This window comes from Eubacterium sp. An3 (genome assembly GCF_002159465.1).
Lineage (GTDB): Bacteria > Bacillota > Clostridia > Lachnospirales > Lachnospiraceae > Anaerobutyricum > Anaerobutyricum stercoris.
The window spans coordinates 220,296-240,038 of record NZ_NFIR01000002.1 but is presented as its reverse complement, the minus strand read 5'-3'; the positions used below and the strand labels follow the sequence as shown (position 1 = coordinate 240,038).

Sequence of the window (19,743 nt, the reverse complement as noted above, 5' to 3'; positions counted from 1 at the left end):
AATCAGGAAGGAGAGGATTGATGCAGACATCAGTTGCGGCAAGTATCGATGAGAATCCCCAGAAGAGACAGCTGGATCAACAGTGTAAAGTGGTGTTATCTCATAAATCGATATTGGCCAGGATTTTGAAACGGACAGTCTCTGAGGTTGCGGACATGGAGCTTGATAAGATCCGTGCATCCATTGAAGGAAATATGCGGTCCGGAGAGGTTCCGGTGTTGGAAACTCCGGAAAGGATTACGGGAGATAATACGGAGGGAGTTTCCGTTAATGAGAGTACAATCTATTATGATATCCGTTTTTATATTGTGATAGATGATAAAGATAAATTAAAGATTTTGTTTGATGTGGAAGCACAAAAAGATTTTTATCCGGGATACAAGATTGTGACAAGGGGTATCGTATACTGTGCCAGAATGATTTCTTCTCAGATCAACCAGGAGTTCACCTTGGATAATTATGACGATGTGAAAAAAGTGTATTCTATCTGGATCTGTTTTAACCCGCCGACGTACATAGGTAATGCCATCAGCCGGTATTCCATGAAGAAAGAGGATTTACTTCCGGGGATTCCCGATGAAAAATCTGCATATGATAAACTGGAAGTGATTCAGATCTGTCTTCGGGAAGATATGGATGAAAAAGATGATGCGTTGATTCAGATGCTGAACACGCTGTTTTCTTCGCGAAAGTCAAAAGAGGAGATAAAAAGAGAGTTGTCAGACAAATATGGCATCTCCATGGATAACGGCTACGAAAGGGAGGTCGATGAGATGTGCAATTTATCCGATATGTTTGAGGAACGCGGGATGAAGCGCGGCATGGAACGAGGGATAGAACGTGGCGTTACGAAAGTGGCGAGCAATCTGATAAAAATGGGAAAAGATAATGCATTTATTATGGAAGCCACAGCGCTTTCCGAGGAGGCCATTGAGCAGCTGCGGGAGACTTTGGAAGTACCGGTCGGACAACAATAATAGGATGTGGCATTGCGGGATCGCAGCGGCGGTGAAAGAGGAAAAGAAATGTATCGCTAATGTGATATGCTGTGGACAGAGAATTTTGCATTGCGGGATCGTGATTTGTAAAAGGGTAATATACAGGACGGATGTCTTGCATATTACCCTTTCTTTATAAAAAGGTGGAATTTTGTCCCGGCAGCATGCCGGGAACCTGTTAAAATGTGCCGGGCACATGATGCCGGAAAATGCTCATTCTGAGAAATATTTCTCTTTGATGCGTTCCACCGGCATTTCCTGCCCGGTCCACAGTTCAAAGGCGGCCGCTCCCTGGTAGAGCAGCATATAAAGGCCGTTGAAGAACGGGCAGCCGGTTTCTTCGGCCATCTTGAGGAGCTTTGTCTGCCGCGGGTTGTAGATGACGTCGGAGACGATGAGATCCGGGCGCAGGAAGGAGCTGTCCGGAATCGGGCAGGCGTCGGTGCGGGGAGCCATTCCCAAGCTGGTGCCGTTGGTCAGGATGTCGCTTTCGGCGATGGATGACCGAAGGGTTTCTGTGTCTTCCAGAGGAAGAACGCTTACTTTGCAGTTTGTCCGCTCGTTCAGCTGTCCGGCGATGTGTACAAGGCGGTCGAAGGAAGGGCTTTTGCGGTTGAAGACGCGGATTTCCTTCATGCCGTCCAGGGCAGCCTGCACGAGGATGGCGGTGGAAGCGCCGCCGCCGCCCAGGAGCGTCATCACTTTGCCTGGCAGGTCAAAGCCGGCCTCCTTTGCCGCGCGCATGTAGCCGGTACCGTCGGTGGTGTAGCCGGTCAGCACGCCGCCATCGTTGACCACTGTATTGACCGCTCCGCTGATCTCCGAGGCGGGGGAGAGTTTATCGCAAAGTTCGCACATAAGATTTTTGTCGGGCATGGTCAGGTTCCAGCCTCTGGCGCCCATGGCGCGCAGGCCCTCCACGGCTTCTTTCAGCCGGTCGGTTCCTACGTCGAAGCAGAGATACGCGTAGTCGAGGCCGAGAGCCTGGAAGCTTTCGTTGTGCATGAGGGGAGAGAGACTGTGCGCCACCGGGCTGCCAAGAAGGCCGGTCAGCACGGTTGTTCCTGTAATTTTATCTGCCATTGTGTTGATACCTCCTGTCACGTTGCTGTTTACTGCCTACTATAACCCGGAAGAGGAAAAAAAGTCAAATTAAAAAAACTCAGGAATTTCAATCAGAGAAAAAAAATCAGGAATTTCAATCAGAGAAAAAACATACTTGAAACACAAGTTCTATTTTGTTAGAATGAAAGAAATGTATTGCGAGCCGGGAGGCTGACGGCGGCGGCAGGCTGCGCGCAGGAGGATCCGGCAAGGAAGAAGAAAGGTTGGAACAACAGTTATGGAGATTTTAGGAAAGACTCTGTCAGAGAAAACAGAGAAACTGTACAATGAGATTACGGGAGAGCTGATTTATCCGGTCACGATACTGAAGATGGACCCGGAGAACCAGGAGGACTGCAGCCATCCGGTTGCCATGGATACCGGCAAGAAAGAGTTCATCATCAAGGTGGACAGCGGACTGGAAGATTATCTTTTTGAAAATGCACTGGTAAGAGATTTGATTTACTGCCGGCAGATGAGCAATCAGGCTCCGGTGCTCACACCGGTGTCCGATAAGGATATTGACGCATATCAGACAGCGACGATGATCAGTTCCGTGATCATGGATATCGACGTGGAGAATACGTTAAAAGCCAACGATATGCACATTGACGATATTGATACCATGCGTCTGAGCGATCTGTTTGCCTTCCTGAAGGCGGGCATGTCCGATTATAACAGAGAATTGTATCATATTCTGGTGGGACTGCAGATCACGCTGCTTCTGTTTACCACTTCCAAGAAGGAGAATATTCAGCAGATCATCGAGACATTTTACCTTTCCGACCCGGAGGCCATGGAGATGATTGACAAGTTTGTGGATATCATTGACCGTTACGGTGTAGATGATAACCGCTCCATGATGCGCTGCATGAGAAAAATCGGCCTTGCCTGCAAGATGAAGGGGCGGCTGAATCTTGAATATGAAGGAAAAGTTACCGCGTTATAATTGCTGTGAGCCTGCATACCGGTTCCTCGGACAACGGATGTCCGGAATGGCTATGCAGGTTTTTTCTGTAGAAAGGATATCAGACCATGAAGATAAGAGACTATTTAAAAGAGCATATCCTGTTGACAGACGGTGCAATGGGTACATATTTTGATGAACAGACCGGCGGAGAGTTTGTCTGCTCGGAGGAAGCAAATCTTTTCCAGCCGGATATAATCGCCGGGATTCACCAATCCTATATTGAGGCGGGAGCGGCGCTCATACGGAGCAATACATTTTCTGCCAACAGGAAAACATACCGGGAGATTATGAGTAAGCATGGACAGGAAGCGGATGACGCCGGTTTTGTGCGGTTTGTGCAGAAAGGGTACGCCATTGCCAGAGAAGCCGCAGAGTCTGCGGCACGTGATGGAAAGATGGTTTTTGCGGCGGCGGATATCGGGCCCATCTACGAGGACAGCGAGAGCAGTCAGGAGGAAATGCGGAAAGAGTACCGGGAGATTGCCGATGCATTTCTTGAAATGGGCGCAGACATTTTTGTGCTGGAAACATTTCCGGATGAAAGGTATGTCCTGTTTCTGGCAGAATATATTCGGGGAAAACGGCCGGACGCCTTTGTGATCGGGCAGTTTTCTTTCGTTCCTACCGGATACGGAAGAACCGGTTTTCATTATAAAACGGTTTTAAAGAAGGCGGCGGGCAGCGGACTTCTGGACGGCGTGGGATTAAACTGCGGCATCGGAGCCGCCCACATGGAGCGTTTCCTTCGCTCCTGGCTGGAGGAGTCCGGCATGCCGGAGCAGGTGGTTCTCACGGCGCTGCCGAACTGCGGTTACCCGCAGATCGTGCGGGGACATGCGGTGTATTCTGACAGCGTCGCTTACTTTGGAGAGAAGGCGGCAAATCTGGCGGAGCTGGGTGCGGGAATCCTTGGCGGCTGCTGCGGAACGACGCCGGAATACATCCGGGAGATCGCCGGAAAACTGCGGGGCGATACAGGAAAAGAGATGCCGAAGATTCGCCCTGTGAGACGAAAACATGTGACCGGAGCGGCTGAGGCCGGAGCAAAAGATAAAAGAACAGTCGAAGAAAATGTTTCCGAAACAAAGGCGCTGCGGCAGAATACATTTCTTCAGAAGCTGAAAAAAGGCGAGTCGGTCATTGCCGTGGAGCTGGATCCTCCTTTTGACGCGCAGATGGATAAGCTGGTGAACGGCGCGCGCCTGCTGGCGGATACTCCTGCGGATGTCATTACGATCGCGGATTCTCCGCTGGCGAGATCCCGGGCGGACGCGCTTCTTACGGCGGTGAAGATTCAGCAGGAGACCGGAATTCCTGTGATGCCGCATCTGGCCTGCCGGGACAGGAACCGGATTGCCATCCGGAGCGGCCTGCTGGGAGCTTATGTTAATGATATCCGCAATGTGCTAATTGTGACCGGCGACCCGGTGGGACGGGACGAGCGGGCGTTTACCAAAAGTGTTTTTGACTTTAATTCCATCAAGCTGATGGAGTTTTTGAACAGTCTTAACGGTGAATTGTTCGCGGACGACCCGTTCTGCTATGGCGGCGCTTTGAACCAAAATGGCGCGCGGCTTGATAAGATCGCCGAGAGAATGAAGCGGAAGATTGATGCCGGCTGTCAGTTCTTTCTGACGCAGCCGGTGTACTCGGAGGAAGAGCTGGAGAGGCTTGCTTTCCTGCAAAAGGAGACCGGTGCGAAGATTCTCATCGGCATTATGCCCCTTGTGAGCTACCGGAACGCTCTCTTTATAAAGAACGAGATGCCGGGCATTCACGTGCCCGATGAGGTGCTGGCGCAGTACAGCCCGGATGGAAGCCGGGAAGAATGGGAACAGACCGCAGCAGAGATATCAAAGACGGTAATCACTGCGGGGAAAGATGTGGGCGCAGGATATTATTTTATGACGCCGTTCCACAGGGTGTCCCTGATTAAGCGGATTATGGAAACTTGTGTGCCGGAGTAAAAAGGATTATGGTAATCCACGTACCGGAGAGTGATTGAAGTGCTGGATGACAGAAGAAGGAAATGTTACATACCAGAAAAGAGACGGAGATGACAGTATGACAAGAGAAGAATTGTATAAGATGATAGAGAAACGCCCTCTTATCCTGGACGGCGCCACGGGTTCCAACCTGCAGAAGGCGGGAATGCCCACAGGTGTGTGTCCGGAGCTCTGGATCATGGAGCATGAGGAGGTTCTTATTGAACTGCAGAAAGCCTATGTGGAGGCAGGTGCGGATATCCTTTATGCGCCGACCTTTTCCGGCAACCGGGAGAAGCTGAAAGAATACGGTCTGGACGGGCGGACGGAAGAAATCAATAAAACACTGGTGAGCATCAGTAAAAAAGCGGCGGGAGACCGGGCGCTTGTGGCTGGAGACATGACCATGACCGGCGTAGCGCTGGAGCCGGTGGGACCGATGCCGCTGGAGACGCTCATTGATATTTATAAAGAACAGGCCCGATACCTTTATGAGGCCGGTGTGGATCTCTTTGTGGTGGAGACAATGATGAGTCTGGCGGAGACCAGAGCGGCCGTCATCGCCATCAGGGAAACCTGCGATCTGCCGGTGATGGCGTCCATGACCTTCCAGGAGGACGGCAGAACCCTTTACGGAACGGACCCGGTGACGGCGGTGGTGGTGCTCCAGAGTATCGGCGCCGATGTGATCGGCGTCAATTGTTCCACCGGGCCGGAGCAGATGCTTCCGGTGGTGCGCAAAATGAAAGAATATGCGGAAGTGCCAATCATGGTAAAGCCTAATGCGGGTCTGCCGGAGCTTGTGGACGGCGAGACGGTCTATCCTATGGATGCGGAAGAGTTCGCTTCCTGGGGGCCGGCGTTCGTTGAAGCCGGGGCGGGGCTTCTTGGCGGCTGCTGCGGAACAACGCCGGCGCATATCTGCCGGCTGGCAGAGAAGGTGAGAGACCTTGCGGTGCTTCCGCCAGACAACAGGCATCCGGCCATGCTCGCTTCCGAGCGAAAGAGCCAGGAGATCCTTCTGGACGGAAACTTCCTGATTATCGGAGAACGGATCAATCCGACAGGAAAGAAAAAGCTGCAGCAGGAACTCAGGGAAGGCCGCCTTCATATGGTGGAAGAGATGGCGGAGCAGCAGGAAGAAATGGGAGCGCACATTCTGGATATCAACATGGGAACCAACGGCATTGACGAGAAAGAAATGATGCTGAAGGCCATTCAGAAAGTGACTATGGTGTCCGATCTGCCGCTGTGCATTGACACCAGCTATGTGGAGGTCATGGAAGCGGCGCTCCGCGCTTATCCGGGCCGGGCGCTGGTAAATTCCATCTCCATGGAGAAGGAAAAGATTGAGAAACTTCTGCCGCTGGTAAAAAAATACGGAGCCATGTTTATTCTGCTGCCGCTTTCCGACAAGGGCCTGCCGGAGAGTCTGGAGGAGAAAAAGACGCTGATCCATCAGGTGCTTGAGCAGGCGGAGGCCTGCGGCATCTCCCGCAGCCGGGTTATCGTGGACGGTCTTGTCACCACCATTGGAGCCAACAAAAAGGCGGCTCTCGAGACACTGGAGACCATCCGCTACTGTAAGGAAGAACTGGGACTGTGCACTACGGTGGGGCTGTCCAACATTTCTTTCGGCCTGCCGGAGCGGGCGTATGTCAACGGAGCCTTTGCGGCCATGGCCATTCAAAATGGTCTCACCATGGCCATCGCCAATCCGTCCAACGCGCTGCTGATGGGACTTTCCTACGCCTCCGACCTGCTTCAAAACAAACCGCAGGCAGACATTGCCTACATCGAGCAGGTAAAACGGATGGAAGAGAAGCAGGCGGCCAGTGCCGGGCCTGCCGGTGTTGCCGGAAACACCGAGCCAGGAAAAGTCGGATATGCTGGCGCCGCCGGAAGCAATGGAGTTGACACTGCCGGAGCAGGAAACCCGCAGGGTGCACAGAGCCGTTCGACAAGCACGCTGCAAAGTCAGTCAGCCGGTTCGGACACAGCAGAGCGGACGCCGGTGTTTGAAGCGGTGCTGAAAGGAAATGTGGAGGAAATCGTGGACCGGGTGAAGGTGGCCCTGGCAGGAGGCTCATCTCCGAAGGAAATCCTTGACAGTATGCTGATTCCTGCCATCAACGAGGTAGGAAGACTCTTTGATATACAAGCGTATTTCCTGCCGCAGCTCATTGCCAGCGCCAACGCCATGAAGGAAGGCATCGGCTATCTGGAACCGCTGCTGCAGGAGGACAGTGACGGGGAGGAAAAACCGGTCATTGTCATTGCCACCGTGGAGGGAGACATCCACGATATCGGAAAGAATCTGGTGGCGCTCATGCTGAAAAACTATGGATATCAGGTGTATGACCTGGGCAAGGATGTGCCGGCGGAGAAGATTATCGCGGCAGCGGAAGAGCATGACGCTTCCATCATCGCCCTGTCAGCCCTCATGACCACAACCATGATGCGGATGAAGGATACTATTCGCTTAAGAAATAAAAGGAATTTGAAGGCAAAGGTGATTATCGGAGGAGCGGTCACCACTCAGAGTTTTGCTGATGAGATCGGCGCCGACGGATATTCAAAGGACGCCGCCGAGGCTGTGAAGCTGGTGCAGTCGCTGCTGGGCGAATAATGCGGCGACGTGCGGTCTTTGCATAATGCCGGCGATATCTTTCACAAGGAGGACGGACTATGAAAATAAATGTAATCATTCCCACCTACAAACCGGATGAAAAATTTGAGAGAAATCTTCGGATGCTCCGGCGGCAGACTCTGCAGCCGGATCGTATCCTCATCATAAATACGGAGGAATCCCTCTTTCACAGCAAAGAGTTTGGAAAATTGCCGCAGGGGGAGATCATCCATATCAAAAAGTCGGAGTTTGACCACGGCGGTACGAGGAACCGGGCGGCGGCCATGTGCGACGGAGATATCATTGTGCTTCTCACACAGGATGCCATTCCGGCGGACGAGTATCTTCTGGAAAACCTCACAAAGCCTTTTGAAGACCCGGAGGTCTGTGCTGTCTACGGACGGCAGATGGCGGACTGGAAAGATAATCCGGTGGAAGCGTATACCCGGACGTTCAACTATCCGAAAGAAAGCAGGATTAAGTCAAAAGAGGATCTTCCGGTGCTGGGAATCAAGACATTTTTCTGTTCCAATGTCTGTGCTGCCTATCGGAAATCTGTTTATGACGCGATGGGAGGCTTTCCTCTTCATACCATTTTCAATGAAGATATGATCTTTGCATCGAGGCTCATCGAGGCGGGAAAGAAGATCGCCTACGCGGCGGATGCAAAGGTCTGGCACTGGCATAATTACGGCGCAGTGGAGCAGTGCAAGAGGAACTTTGACCTGGCGGTCTCCCAGGTGGATTACGGCGGACTTTTTGCTGCGGTAAAATCCGAGTCGGAAGGTATCCGTCTGGTGAAGACCACTCTGCTTTATTTCATAAAAAAACACAGGTATGCATTGATTCCTCATATCATCATGCAAAACGGGATGAAATATCTGGGGTATAAGCTGGGACAGAATTACAAACGCCTGCCAAAATGGCTGATTCTGAAAATTTCCTTAAATCCGTCTTACTGGAAAATGTAGAAAAACACTGAATTTTAAGAATTTTTATCTTGCAAACCCATAGAAATTAGTATAATGTATAAAAAGAGTTTATCTAAATCATTCTATAGGAGGTTACGGATTTTGGATAATCAACAGGAAAATATCTTGGAGAATACGATAGACAAAGAAGATGGACAGGGAAAAAAGGGACGGCGGCACGGCAGAAAAAGAAGAATCGCCGCGCAGGTTATTGTCTGTCTGCTCCTGGTGGTGCTGTTTTCGGTTTCTGCATTTGGCGGTGCGGCCGCTGCGTATTATACTGCGGCGACCAATACCATTCAGACTGACACAGAGACTGCGCTCAAAGATGCCGACGTGGTAGAGACCGATCTGGTATACGACCAGGACGTGGTAAATATCCTTCTGATCGGTGCGGACAAACGTGCGGACGAGACGGAAGCGGGACGTTCAGATACGACCATGATCGCCACCGTGGATTTAAAGAATGGGAAGCTCAAGCTGACTTCCCTCATGAGAGATATGTACATCGATGTTCCGGGGTACGGATATCACAAGTTTAATGCAGCTTACGCTTACGGCGGCGTACAGCTTGTCTATGAGACCATTGCCGAGAATTTTGGCATTAAGCTGGACGGCTATGTGGAGGTAGATATGGAAGCCTTCCGTGAAGTAGTTGATCTTCTCGGCGGCGTACAGATGGATCTGACGGAGGCTGAGGCTAACTTCCTGCAGACTGCTTACGCCACATCCAAACATGGTGAGAAAAATGTAGTGGCAGGTTCCAATCTGCTTACGCCGTATCAGGCGCTGGCATACTGCCGTATCCGTCAGGATGTCTCCGGTGAGTTCGGACGTACGGACCGCCAGAGGAAGGTGCTGATGGCTGTATTTAATCAGCTGAAGAGTGAGAATATCATGACGATCACCAATATTTGCATGAAGGCGCTGCAGTATGTGAAGACAGACCTGACAGAAACACAGATCCGAAGCCTGATGACATCTGTGATCACTATGGGTACCACCGAGATTGAGCAGCTGCGAATCCCGTATGAAGGATCTTACACCGAAGGACGTCTGGGCGGAACAGGCGCCTGGGTTATGCAGGTGGATTATGAGGCCAACAGTCAGGCACTGCAGTATTTCATCTTTGGAACCGGAGAAGACCCGGGAGTCAATGATGAGTATGGCGTGGGCAACGATAACTTTATCGACGGATATTATCCGGAGAAGACAGAAGGTATCTCCACGTACTGATAAATATATCAAGAAGATAGCAACAACAGTGCTCTGTGTCTTTTTGCAAGTCACAGAGCACTATGTATAAAGAGAATTTTTTACGTGTTGAAGGAGTGTTAAGTATGAAACAGATAGTACTTTCCCTGCTGGTTGACAATAATCCGGGAGTTTTGGCCAGGGTGGCATCTTTGTTCAGCAGAAGAGGCTACAATATTGACAGTTTGTCGGCCGGAGTGACAGACAGTCCGAAATATACCAGAATCACTGTAGCGGTAAGCGGAGATGATCAGATTCTCGAGCAGATCCGCAATCAGATTCAGAAGCTTGAGGAGGTGCGGAGAATTATCGTACTGGATGATAAAGAATCTGTGTGCCGTGAACTTGTGCTGGTTAAAGTGATGGCAGATAAAAAAGAAAAGCAGGATATCATTGCCATTGCTGATGTATTCCGGGCAAAGCTGGTGGATGTTTCCATGGAATCCGTAATGATTGAGCTGACAGGCAATCAGAATAAGCTGGATGCTTTTTTGAATCTGCTGTCAGATTATGAAGTTCTCGAGTTGGTGAGAACCGGATTGACCGGGCTGGGGAGAGGAATGAGCGTTTTGAAACGATAAAAACGCCGGGTTTTTCATGCCCCTTCAGGCATTTTTACGGTTCATTTTGCAGGAAGAGAAAAGTATTTTTGCATAATGGAGAAAGAAATATTATAAAAAATCATAAGGATGCCTTGATTTCTCACAGCAAGAGTAGTATTATAACAGACAGGTTATTTATCATATCAGGAAGGTTCCTCTGGAAAGATTTTTGCATATTTATGCAAAGATCCGGCATATCAGAAGAATTCGGAACATCAGGATGATTCAGATATAGATAAATAGCTGCAAATATTGTTTAACATTAGGAGGAATAAACATGGCAGCAAAGATTTTTTACCAGGAAGATTGTGATTTATCTTTATTGGATGGAAAAACGATCGCGATTATCGGTTACGGCAGTCAGGGACATGCACATGCATTGAACTTAAAAGAGTCCGGCTGTAATGTTATCATTGGTCTTTACGAAGGAAGCAAGTCCTGGGCAAAGGCAGAGGCACAGGGATTAAAAGTTTATACAGCAGCAGAGGCTGCAAAGCAGGCTGACATCATTATGATTCTGATCAATGATGAGAAACAGGCACAGCTTTACAAAGAGAGTATTGAGCCGAACCTGGAAGAAGGCAATATGCTGATGTTTGCCCATGGTTTCAACATTCATTTCGGATGTATCGTTCCGCCGGCAAATGTGGATGTAACCATGATCGCGCCTAAAGCTCCTGGTCATACTGTTCGTTCCGAATATCAGGCTGGAAAAGGAACTCCTTGTCTGGTTGCTGTTGAGCAGGATTACACAGGAAAAGCACTGGAACTGGCTCTCGCATATGGTCAGGGTATTGGTGGAGCAAGAGCAGGTATCCTGGAGACTACCTTCCGTACAGAGACTGAGACAGACCTCTTCGGTGAACAGGCAGTTCTCTGCGGCGGCGTATGCGCATTAATGCAGGCTGGTTTCGAGACACTGTGCGAAGCGGGATATGATCCTCGTAACGCTTACTTCGAGTGTATCCATGAGATGAAACTCATTGTAGACCTGATTTATCAGTCCGGTTTTGCAGGAATGAGATACTCCATCTCCAACACAGCAGAGTACGGTGATTACATAACCGGACCGAAGATCATCACAGAGGACACAAAGAAGGCAATGAAGAAGATTCTTTCCGACATTCAGGACGGAACCTTTGCCAAAGACTTCCTGTTAGACATGTCCAGTGCAGGCGGACAGGTTCACTTCAAGTCAATGCGTAAGCTTGCGGCAGAGCATCCGTCAGAGAAAGTTGGCGAAGAGATTCGTAAGCTTTACAGCTGGAGCGATGAAGATAAGCTGATCAATAACTAAGAGTTTTCAGCGGGTTCCGGAAGGTTTGAGAGGGACGGAATAGAATGACAGCATAACAGACCGGCGGAATTCATCGGTTATAAAAATGTTATAAACTATGAGTAAAAGAGAGTTTTTCGTGAAGAAGAGCTCTCTTTTTTTAGCATTATGGCAGAAAATATCTTTAAAAATCTATCCCAATCTATCCCACGGAAAAGTGCAGATGAATCTTTCCTGAAAAATGCTGTTTTATGTCTGAATCGTTATAGTTTTCAGCGGAATCGTTCTATGAATCAGAAGTGGAAAAGTTGTATATTGTTATATATAAGTGAAATACTATGATTTAAGAATAGAAATGCCAGGGAAGGAGCGTGTGTCATGAATATATTAATTGTGGATGACGAGATACTTGAGGCAGAAATTATACAGAAATTGATTGACAGAAAACGCTTTCCTTATTCTGCCGTGTATGTGGCGCAGAACATGGAGGAGGCCATGGGAATCCTGCGTAAATATCCCGTTTCGGTTATTTTGTGTGATATCGAAATACCCCAGGGAAGTGGTTTGGATCTGACTCATTGGATTCGAGAAAATGAGGTGGAAGCTGAAGTGATTTACCTTACTGGGCATGCGGAATTTTCTTATGCCACGGAGGCGCTGCGTTTGGGAGCAATGGATTATATTTTAAAGCCGGTGGAGCAGGAAGATCTCATGAGAGCTCTGGAGAAGGCTGCCAGAAATATACCGGATTTTAAAGGAAATACAGAAACGCTCAACGCAGAAAAAATTGTAGAGAAAGCCAAAATATATATTAAAGAAAACAGTAACAGGGAGATTTCCCGGGCGGAGGTGGCGGAGCAGTTTTTTGTCCATCCGGACTATTTGTCGCACATTTTTAAAGAGTGGGCAGGGATCACTTTCCAGGACTTTGTCATAAAAACGAGAATGGACAAGGCAAAAAAGATGCTTATTTATACAGATACTTCTATTTCCAACATCGCGGCCAGCACAGGATATTCCAACACCGCTTATTTTGCAAAACATTTTAAGAGGGAGACTGGCATGACGCCCAAAGAATACAGGCAGAACGCAAGGACGGCAGAATGAAGAAATTATCGGAACTGAAAAAGAGATTATTTGTCATTGTGAGCGGTCTGGCACTGCTGGAAAAGAAAGCTTTTTTTGGAGAGGAAATTGGAAAATACAGATTTTTGGATGGTCTGATTCTGTTTGATAAAAGAGACGGGACCTACGTTGGCGTTAAGAGTGAAAATGTATCGGCCCGAATCCATACGTCGGTGAAAAATCATTGCAGTCAGCTGCTTGATATTTATGACAGTTCGCCCGCTCCCTCTGAATGGATGGTGGCCAGGGTGGAAGAAGAAGCTGATTCTATGGGGCGAGTCTTGAATACTGAAAATTTGATTCAAGCAGATATTGCAGAAAAATAAAAAGTTTTTCGGATGCTGATTTTCGCATATCAGGAAATAGAAATCTATGATACAATGGAATACATGGTTGGATATAGAGTGCGTATGCTTTTGGATATAAGGAGGTGCTTGAATGTATCTTAAAAAAATTAATATTAAAAATTTTAAAGCAATCACCAATATGGAAATAGATTTTACGGAGGGAGTAAACCTTTTAATAGGAGATAACGGAGTGGGAAAAAGCTCGATTTTGGAAGCCATTGCCGTTGCTTTGTTTGGAATGTTAAAAGGAATCAGGGGAGTTCCTACAAAAAATATTTTGCAGGATGATATTCATTTTACCATTGAGGAAAAAGGGGATGCTTCGTCTGCAATCAGATATTGGACACCGACAGAAATAGCAGGCACTTTAGAAATGCAAAATGAAAGTTATCATTGGAGAAGATATCGGTTGAATGAGGATGGAAAAGAAAGAACAAAGATGGATGATGACGGTATTGTGAAATGGATGCAGCACATATCTAATCATCCGGAAGATGCCCTGCCTCTATTATGTTTTCAAAGCGATGCAAGGGTATGGCAAACACGCAGAGGAGATTTTGGTAAAGAACTGAAAAAAAGCTGGATGACAGACGGTGCGGTTATATTGGATGCCTGGATTATTCTTTGGATATGAAGGGAATCCAGGCATGGTGTCTGAAAATGGAATTGACTGCTTTTCAGAAAAAAAAGCCGATTAAAGAGTATGAAGCGTTTAAAAATATCGTTGCCTGTTTTATGCAGCAAATCAGTCAGTTGGAAGAAAAACCGCAAATTCATTATTCCAGCCAGTTAGGTGAACTTGTGTATCAGGAAAAAAGCCAGCTAATGCCTATTTCTTATTTGAGCGCGGGATACCAGTCTTTGTTATGGATGGTTATGAATCTGGCTTATCGTCTGGCTTTGTTAAACCCGGAAAGCACGGATAATCTGGGAGAGAGCGAAGGAATTGTTCTGATTGATGAGATTGATATGCATTTGCATCCAAAATGGCAGTGGAATATTGTAGATGCTTTGGAACGGACATTTCCGAACATGCAGTTTATCTTAGCAACGCATTCTCCAATTGTCATTTCTTCATGTAAAAATGAACATCTCATTTTGATTGATGAGGATGAAGAAGTGCGATATCTGGCTAATGCTTACGGATATTCCGTGCAGGATGTACTGAATTTCCGCCAGGGAACAACAGAAAAGCCGGAAGAAATCAAGAAATTATCAGAGCAGTTTGAAAAGGCACTGGACGAAGATGAATTAAAAGAAGCCAAAAAAATTGTGGGAGAGATGGAAATAATTCTTGGAACAGACCATCCGGATGTGCGTGATGCGAGAGAAGAGCTGCGTCTGAATGGTTGGGAGGAGTGAGAGAAGTGCTGTATATTTAAATACGACAAAGTCGGTTTTATAAAAACTGATCTCCGGGATGAAGAAATAGAAAAGATTTGAATGAAATATTAGGATTAAACGGAGTTTGGAAGAATGGAAAATTCTTAACAGATACTGCCACAAATCTTGTCAAAGGCGCAGCGATGCATATAAGAAATATGATAACTTTATTCGAAGGCTGGATAAAAATTGTACTTTGACACAGATTAAAAAGGAAATAGTTGAAATAGAACAGGAAGAACAAAAGCAAGAATATGTAGAGGTTGTATCTAATGTGTTGTAAAGCCCCCTTGTTTTAGCGATGGGGGTATTAGATGCGTCCATCGAATTTACGAAAGTAATCGGAGATGGAGCAAATTAACAGCTTGTATTAGGTGATAGATTGTAGTATAATACGAACATGAATACAATATATAAATCAAATAACAACATTGTCTATTCTTGTAAATACCATGTAGTATGGTGTCCAAAATACAGACGAAAAATATTAGCGAATGGTGTAGACGTACGATTAAAGGAATTGCTTCAAGAGTATGCTGTAAATCTGTCTGTGGATATTCTGGAAATGGAGATTATGCCGGACCATGTGCATTTGTTGATGGAGGTGGATCCACAATTCGGTATCCATAAAGCTGTAAAATCCTTAAAAAGCTATACTTCCAGGGTTTTAAGACAGGAGTTCTTTTTCCTGCAGACCAAAATGCCAACCCTTTGGACAAACAGCTATTTTGTATCTACAGTAGGCGATGCTCCACATGAAGTCATTAAACAATATATTGAAAATCAGAAGACATCGCAAAGACAAAAGGATAAAATGGGATAATGCGAAAGGGTATCAAATTTAGAATCTACCCGAACAGGGAACAGCGAAATTTAATCAATAAGACATTTGGCTGCTGCAGACTCATTTACAACAGAGGACTTGCCATGCGCAATGAAGCCTATGAGAATGGTAAGAAGATTGGCTATTCCCAAACTTCCGCAATGCTGACAGAACTGAAAAAAAGTGAAGATTTTGTTTTTCTTAAAGTGGTGGATTCCATTGCGTTACAACAGTCTTTACGTGACCTTGACAGAAGTTTTGTAAATTTTTTTCAGAAACGTGCTGCCCATCCAATTTTTAAGAGCAAGCACAACCGCCATCAGTCATATAGGACAATAAATCAAAGGGAGAATATCCGCATTGTGGGAAGATATATCAAACTTCCCAAGCTTGGTCTTGTCAAAATACGTCAGTCAATGGAAGTAGAAAAGATTAACAACGTAACGATTGAAAAGACTCCTACGGGGAAGTATTTTGCAGTCCTTAACGTGGAATTTGAGCCTGAGCTAAGAGAAAATCATGGTGGTGTAATAGGTATTGATGTTGGTATTAAGGAGTTTTACTCCGACAGCAACGGAAATGTTCAGCCAAATCCCAAATATCTGGAAAGATCCATGCGTAAACTTGTTCGTGAACAGCGTAAGTTTTCAAGAAAACAGAAAGGCTCTAATAACCGCAATAAACAGCGTGTCAAGATTGCTTTAATCCATGAAAAGATTACAAACCAACGAAATGATTTCTTACAAAAACAGTCTACTATGCTGATCCGTGAAAACCAAACAATCTGCATAGAAGAACTGAAAGTAAGAAATATGATGTGCAATCATAAACTGGCACAGCACATTGTTTCTGCATCATGGAGTAAGTTTTTTGATATGTTGGTATATAAATCTGTCTGGTATGGGAATGAAATTGTAAAAGTGCCAACCATGTATCCAAGCAGTCAGACGTGCTCTTGTTGTGGATACAAAAACCCACTGATTAAAAATCTGGCGATTCGTGTATGGGAGTGTCCGAACTGTCATACCGCCCATAACAGGGATACCAATGCAAGCATAAATATCTTGAAGAAAGGACTGCAAATGCAGTCAACAAGGTGAGCACACCGCTATAGTCAAAGAAAAGACTGCACCGTAGGGCATACGGGAACAGTATAATCTAGCTTGTGGACATTGTGTAAGTCATTGGTAGTACCGTAAGGTATGGATCAATGCAGTAGTGGTAGAAACAAGAATCCCTTTGTTTTGGATATGGGGAGTGTCAAGATAACAAAAGTATTGCAGATACTGTAAGAAAAACTATTCAGGAGGTTTTGTATGCTGAATATTTCAGAATTAAAAAGCTATGTGCTCAAAGAGCGCAAACAAATAGAAGAACTGCATGGAGTGGGATATGTACTGGAGCATAAACGTTCGGGCGCCAGAGTGCTGCTTATCGACAATGATGACACCAACAAGGTGTTCAGCATTGCGTTCCGGACGCCGCCGGCGGACGATACCGGCGTGGCGCACATTCTGGAGCACTCGGTGCTCTGCGGTTCCGCAAAGTTTCCGTCCAAGGACCCGTTCGTGGAGCTGGCCAAAGGCTCGCTCAATACATTTTTAAATGCCATGACTTATCCGGACAAGACGGTATACCCTATCGCCAGCTGCAACGACCAGGATTATCATAACCTGATGCATGTATATCTTGACGCGGTTTTTTATCCGAACATTTATAAAAGAGACGAGATACTCAAGCAGGAAGGCTGGCATTACGAGCTGGACAGCGCCGACGGGGAGCTGAAGTTCAACGGCGTGGTTTACAACGAGATGAAGGGTGTGTTTTCCTCTGCCGACGATCTGCTGCAGAGAAAGATTCAGGCGGCGCTTCTGAAGGATACGCCGTATTTCTACGAGTCAGGCGGAGACCCGGACGCTATTCCGGAGCTGACCAGAGAAGGTTTTCTGAATTTCCACCGCAAATATTACCATCCGTCCAACAGCTATATTTATCTGTATGGAAATGTGGATTTTGCCAGGGAATTGTCGTTCATTGATGAAGAGTATCTGAGCCGTTTTGATAAGAAGGAGATTCATTCGGAGATTGCGCTGCAGAAGCCGTTTGAGACGCCGGTTACTGTGACGGATACGTATCCGGTGTCCGAGGATGAAGAAAACGCCGGGGAAGGTATTTATCTCAGTTATAATACTGTGGCCGGATTAAGCAGTGATAATGAGGAGATGCTGGCGCTGCAGATTCTTGAGTATGTGCTGTTTTCCATGCCGGGAGCTCCAGTGCGTAAAGCGATTATTGACGCTGGTATCGGAAAAGACGTGGAAAGTTACCTGGATGCCGGTATTCAACAGCCAGTTTTTTCTGTTATCGTTAAAAATGTACAGCAGGGGAAAGAGGAATTATTCAAAAAAGTTATAGAGCAGGCTCTCGCAGAGCAGGCTGAAAATGGTATGAATAAAAAGGCAATTTATTCTTCTATTAATAATTTTGAGTTCAAATACCGGGAGGCAAGCTTCGGCCGCTATCCAAAAGGTCTCATATACGGTTTGAATTTTTTAAATACATGGCTCTATGACGATAACAGAGCTATGGATCTGGGAGATACACTGACACCGCTTTCCAATCTCAAAAAGAAGGTTGAAACCGTCTATTTTGAAGAACTGGTGAAGAAATATCTTCTCAACAACACCCACAAAGCGTTTGTGAACCTGTATCCAGAAAAGGGCAAAAATGAACGTGCAGACGCGGAGTTAAAACGGCAGCTTGCGGGTATCAAAGGAACTCTGGATAAGAAACAATTATATTTTCTGACAGAACAGACCAGAAAACTGAAAGAGTTTCAGGAGACGCCGTCCACCCAGGAGGAACTGGAGAAGATTCCTCTGCTGAAGCTGTCCGATATCGGAAGAGAAGCTCTTCCGTATAAAAATAAAGAGATGATTATTGGAGGGATTCCGGCTGTTGTTCACGATTACCGCACTAACGGTATTGTGTATCTGGATTTCTCCTTTGATACCACGGAGCTGCCGAAAGAGCTGATTCCGTATGCAACCTTGCTGGTGGAATTGTATCGTTACGTCGATACAGAGCATTACAGCTACAATGATCTCGCCACAGAGATTAATCTCAAAATCGGCGGCATTGCGTTCCAGACCGGTATTTATCCTCTGATATGGAAAAGAGACGGTTTCCGTCCGTATTTCAGTATACGCATGAAATGTCTCGGCGAGCAGGTGCCGGACGGCATGGCGCTTATGGAAGAGATTCTTTTTACTTCAAAGCTTCATGATGAGAAACGATTAAAAGAGATTATTTCTGAGATGCGGACAAGAATGGATACCCGCATTCCTGCGGCGGGCCATGTGTATGCGGCCAACCGCGCACTGTCGTATGTGGATCCGATGATGAAATACAAAGAAATTGCCGAAGGTATAGATTTTTATGATTTTGTAAAGAGCCTGGATCATCAGTTTGAAGAGAAAAAAGAAATGCTGGTGGAGAATCTTTTCCACGCCGCCCGGTGCATTTTCCGAAAGGAGAATCTGATCGTGAGTCTGACAGGAGAGTTTAATTTTAAATCCCTTCTGGAAGAGCATTTTACGCATTTTGGCGCACAGCTTTATGATGTGCCTTGCGTCAAGACAGCTCCGCAGATGGAAATGTGCAGATTAAACGAAGGCTTCCGCACCTCCAGTAAAGTGCAGTATGTGGCTACAGCCGGACGGTTTGAGCGGGAAGGACAGGATTATACCGGAGCACTTCGGGTGTTAAAGACTATTTTCTCCTATGATTATCTGTGGGTAAATATTCGTGTCACCGGAGGCGCTTACGGATGTATGTGCGGTTTCTCCAGAAATGGCTACGGCTATCTGGTTTCTTACCGTGACCCGCATCTGACCGCCACCCTGGATGTCTACAAGAATGCGGCGGATTATGTGCGCACCTTCGATGTGAGTGACCGGGATATGACCAAATATATTATCGGAACCATCAGTTCCATGGATCAGCCTCTGGAGCCGTCGGCTCTTGGCGACCGTTCCTTCATGGGATATCTTACGGGAACTACGCCGGAAATGCTCCAGAAAGAAAGAGAGCAGGTGCTGAACACCACCCAGGACGGCATCCGTGCTCTGGCTCCGTACATGGAAGCGCTCATGGAAGCGGGCACTGTCTGCGCCATCGGTAATGACAAGAAGATTCAGGAAGCGGAGATTTTTGAAAATACACGGATGTTGATGTAATAAAAACATGGTACAGCTCCGACAGTGATCGTCAATGA

The 19,743-nt window shown here is 46.8% G+C and carries 16 protein-coding genes; 15 read left to right on the top strand and 1 reads right to left on the bottom strand.

Annotated features, from left to right (window positions below):
* The first annotated feature begins 20 nt into the window (after positions 1-20).
* The gene (locus B5F87_RS03445) at positions 21-977 is read left to right on the top strand and encodes a hypothetical protein (protein WP_087276807.1); all 957 of its coding nucleotides are present in this window, start codon (positions 21-23) and stop codon (positions 975-977) included.
* A 234-nt stretch (positions 978-1,211) separates the two neighbouring features.
* On the opposite strand, the gene aroE is transcribed toward B5F87_RS03445, so the two are convergent.
* Entirely contained in the window at positions 1,212-2,081 is an 870-nt protein-coding gene (gene aroE, locus B5F87_RS03440; protein WP_087276804.1) for a shikimate dehydrogenase, read from the bottom strand.
* Positions 2,082-2,340: 259 nt separating this feature from the next.
* On the opposite strand from aroE, the gene B5F87_RS03435 reads away from it, so the two are divergent.
* From B5F87_RS03435 to B5F87_RS03370, 14 genes are all read left to right on the top strand, one after another.
* A complete protein-coding gene (locus tag B5F87_RS03435) occupies positions 2,341-3,051 on the top strand; it encodes a hypothetical protein (RefSeq protein WP_087276801.1) in 711 nt (236 codons plus the stop codon).
* Positions 3,052-3,137: 86 nt separating this feature from the next.
* Positions 3,138-5,039: a bifunctional homocysteine S-methyltransferase/methylenetetrahydrofolate reductase gene (locus B5F87_RS03430; protein ID WP_087276799.1), complete on the top strand. Its 1,902-nt coding sequence runs from the start codon at positions 3,138-3,140 to the stop codon at positions 5,037-5,039.
* A gap of 34 nt (positions 5,040-5,073) precedes the next feature.
* A complete protein-coding gene (locus B5F87_RS03425) occupies positions 5,074-7,686 on the top strand; it encodes a homocysteine S-methyltransferase family protein (RefSeq protein ID WP_343215722.1) in 2,613 nt (870 codons plus the stop codon).
* Positions 7,687-7,745: 59 nt separating this feature from the next.
* Positions 7,746-8,657 carry a glycosyltransferase family 2 protein gene (locus tag B5F87_RS03420; RefSeq protein ID WP_087276796.1) on the top strand — a complete coding sequence of 304 codons (912 nt, stop codon included), beginning with the start codon at positions 7,746-7,748 and terminating at the stop codon, positions 8,655-8,657.
* 102 nt (positions 8,658-8,759) lie between these two features.
* Positions 8,760-9,893: an LCP family protein gene (locus B5F87_RS03415; RefSeq protein WP_158096936.1), complete on the top strand. Its 1,134-nt coding sequence runs from the start codon at positions 8,760-8,762 to the stop codon at positions 9,891-9,893.
* Positions 9,894-9,997: 104 nt separating this feature from the next.
* Complete coding sequence (gene ilvN, locus B5F87_RS03410; protein WP_087276787.1) at positions 9,998-10,492, top strand: acetolactate synthase small subunit; 495 nt, start codon at positions 9,998-10,000, stop codon at positions 10,490-10,492.
* Positions 10,493-10,790: 298 nt separating this feature from the next.
* A complete protein-coding gene (ilvC, locus tag B5F87_RS03405; RefSeq protein WP_087276785.1) occupies positions 10,791-11,810 on the top strand; it encodes a ketol-acid reductoisomerase in 1,020 nt (339 codons plus the stop codon).
* Between the two features lie 357 nt (positions 11,811-12,167).
* Positions 12,168-12,896, top strand: a complete 729-nt coding sequence (locus B5F87_RS03400) for a response regulator (RefSeq protein WP_087276782.1) — start codon at positions 12,168-12,170, stop codon at positions 12,894-12,896.
* Positions 12,893-13,240 (top strand): hypothetical protein, encoded by a 348-nt coding sequence (locus B5F87_RS03395; RefSeq protein ID WP_087276779.1) that lies wholly within the window; start codon positions 12,893-12,895, stop codon positions 13,238-13,240. Before B5F87_RS03400 ends, B5F87_RS03395 begins: the two co-directional genes overlap by 4 nt.
* A gap of 112 nt (positions 13,241-13,352) precedes the next feature.
* Positions 13,353-13,895 (top strand): ATP-binding protein, encoded by a 543-nt coding sequence (locus B5F87_RS03390; RefSeq protein ID WP_087276776.1) that lies wholly within the window; start codon positions 13,353-13,355, stop codon positions 13,893-13,895.
* A complete protein-coding gene (locus tag B5F87_RS03385) occupies positions 13,892-14,623 on the top strand; it encodes an AAA family ATPase (protein ID WP_087276773.1) in 732 nt (243 codons plus the stop codon). Before B5F87_RS03390 ends, B5F87_RS03385 begins: the two co-directional genes overlap by 4 nt.
* Positions 14,624-15,044: 421 nt before the next feature.
* The gene (gene tnpA, locus B5F87_RS03380) at positions 15,045-15,467 is read left to right on the top strand and encodes an IS200/IS605 family transposase (protein WP_087276771.1); all 423 of its coding nucleotides are present in this window, start codon (positions 15,045-15,047) and stop codon (positions 15,465-15,467) included.
* Positions 15,467-16,567 carry an IS200/IS605 family element RNA-guided endonuclease TnpB gene (gene tnpB / locus B5F87_RS03375; RefSeq protein WP_087276768.1) on the top strand — a complete coding sequence of 367 codons (1,101 nt, stop codon included), beginning with the start codon at positions 15,467-15,469 and terminating at the stop codon, positions 16,565-16,567. Before tnpA ends, tnpB begins: the two co-directional genes overlap by 1 nt.
* A gap of 216 nt (positions 16,568-16,783) precedes the next feature.
* Positions 16,784-19,705, top strand: coding sequence for an insulinase family protein (locus tag B5F87_RS03370; RefSeq protein WP_087276765.1), 2,922 nt, complete (start codon positions 16,784-16,786; stop codon positions 19,703-19,705).
* Positions 19,706-19,743: the final 38 nt, after the last annotated feature.

Coding starts and splice junctions, on each gene's coding strand:
- B5F87_RS03445 (WP_087276807.1), top strand. CDS start 21: ATGCAGACATCAGTTGCGGCAAGTATCGATGAGAATCCCCAGAAGAGA.
- aroE (WP_087276804.1), bottom strand. CDS start 2,081: ATGGCAGATAAAATTACAGGAACAACCGTGCTGACCGGCCTTCTTGGC.
- B5F87_RS03435 (WP_087276801.1), top strand. CDS start 2,341: ATGGAGATTTTAGGAAAGACTCTGTCAGAGAAAACAGAGAAACTGTAC.
- B5F87_RS03430 (WP_087276799.1), top strand. CDS start 3,138: ATGAAGATAAGAGACTATTTAAAAGAGCATATCCTGTTGACAGACGGT.
- B5F87_RS03420 (WP_087276796.1), top strand. CDS start 7,746: ATGAAAATAAATGTAATCATTCCCACCTACAAACCGGATGAAAAATTT.
- ilvN (WP_087276787.1), top strand. CDS start 9,998: ATGAAACAGATAGTACTTTCCCTGCTGGTTGACAATAATCCGGGAGTT.
- ilvC (WP_087276785.1), top strand. CDS start 10,791: ATGGCAGCAAAGATTTTTTACCAGGAAGATTGTGATTTATCTTTATTG.
- B5F87_RS03400 (WP_087276782.1), top strand. CDS start 12,168: ATGAATATATTAATTGTGGATGACGAGATACTTGAGGCAGAAATTATA.
- B5F87_RS03395 (WP_087276779.1), top strand. CDS start 12,893: ATGAAGAAATTATCGGAACTGAAAAAGAGATTATTTGTCATTGTGAGC.
- B5F87_RS03390 (WP_087276776.1), top strand. CDS start 13,353: ATGTATCTTAAAAAAATTAATATTAAAAATTTTAAAGCAATCACCAAT.
- B5F87_RS03385 (WP_087276773.1), top strand. CDS start 13,892: ATGAAGGGAATCCAGGCATGGTGTCTGAAAATGGAATTGACTGCTTTT.
- tnpA (WP_087276771.1), top strand. CDS start 15,045: ATGAATACAATATATAAATCAAATAACAACATTGTCTATTCTTGTAAA.
- tnpB (WP_087276768.1), top strand. CDS start 15,467: ATGCGAAAGGGTATCAAATTTAGAATCTACCCGAACAGGGAACAGCGA.
- B5F87_RS03370 (WP_087276765.1), top strand. CDS start 16,784: ATGCTGAATATTTCAGAATTAAAAAGCTATGTGCTCAAAGAGCGCAAA.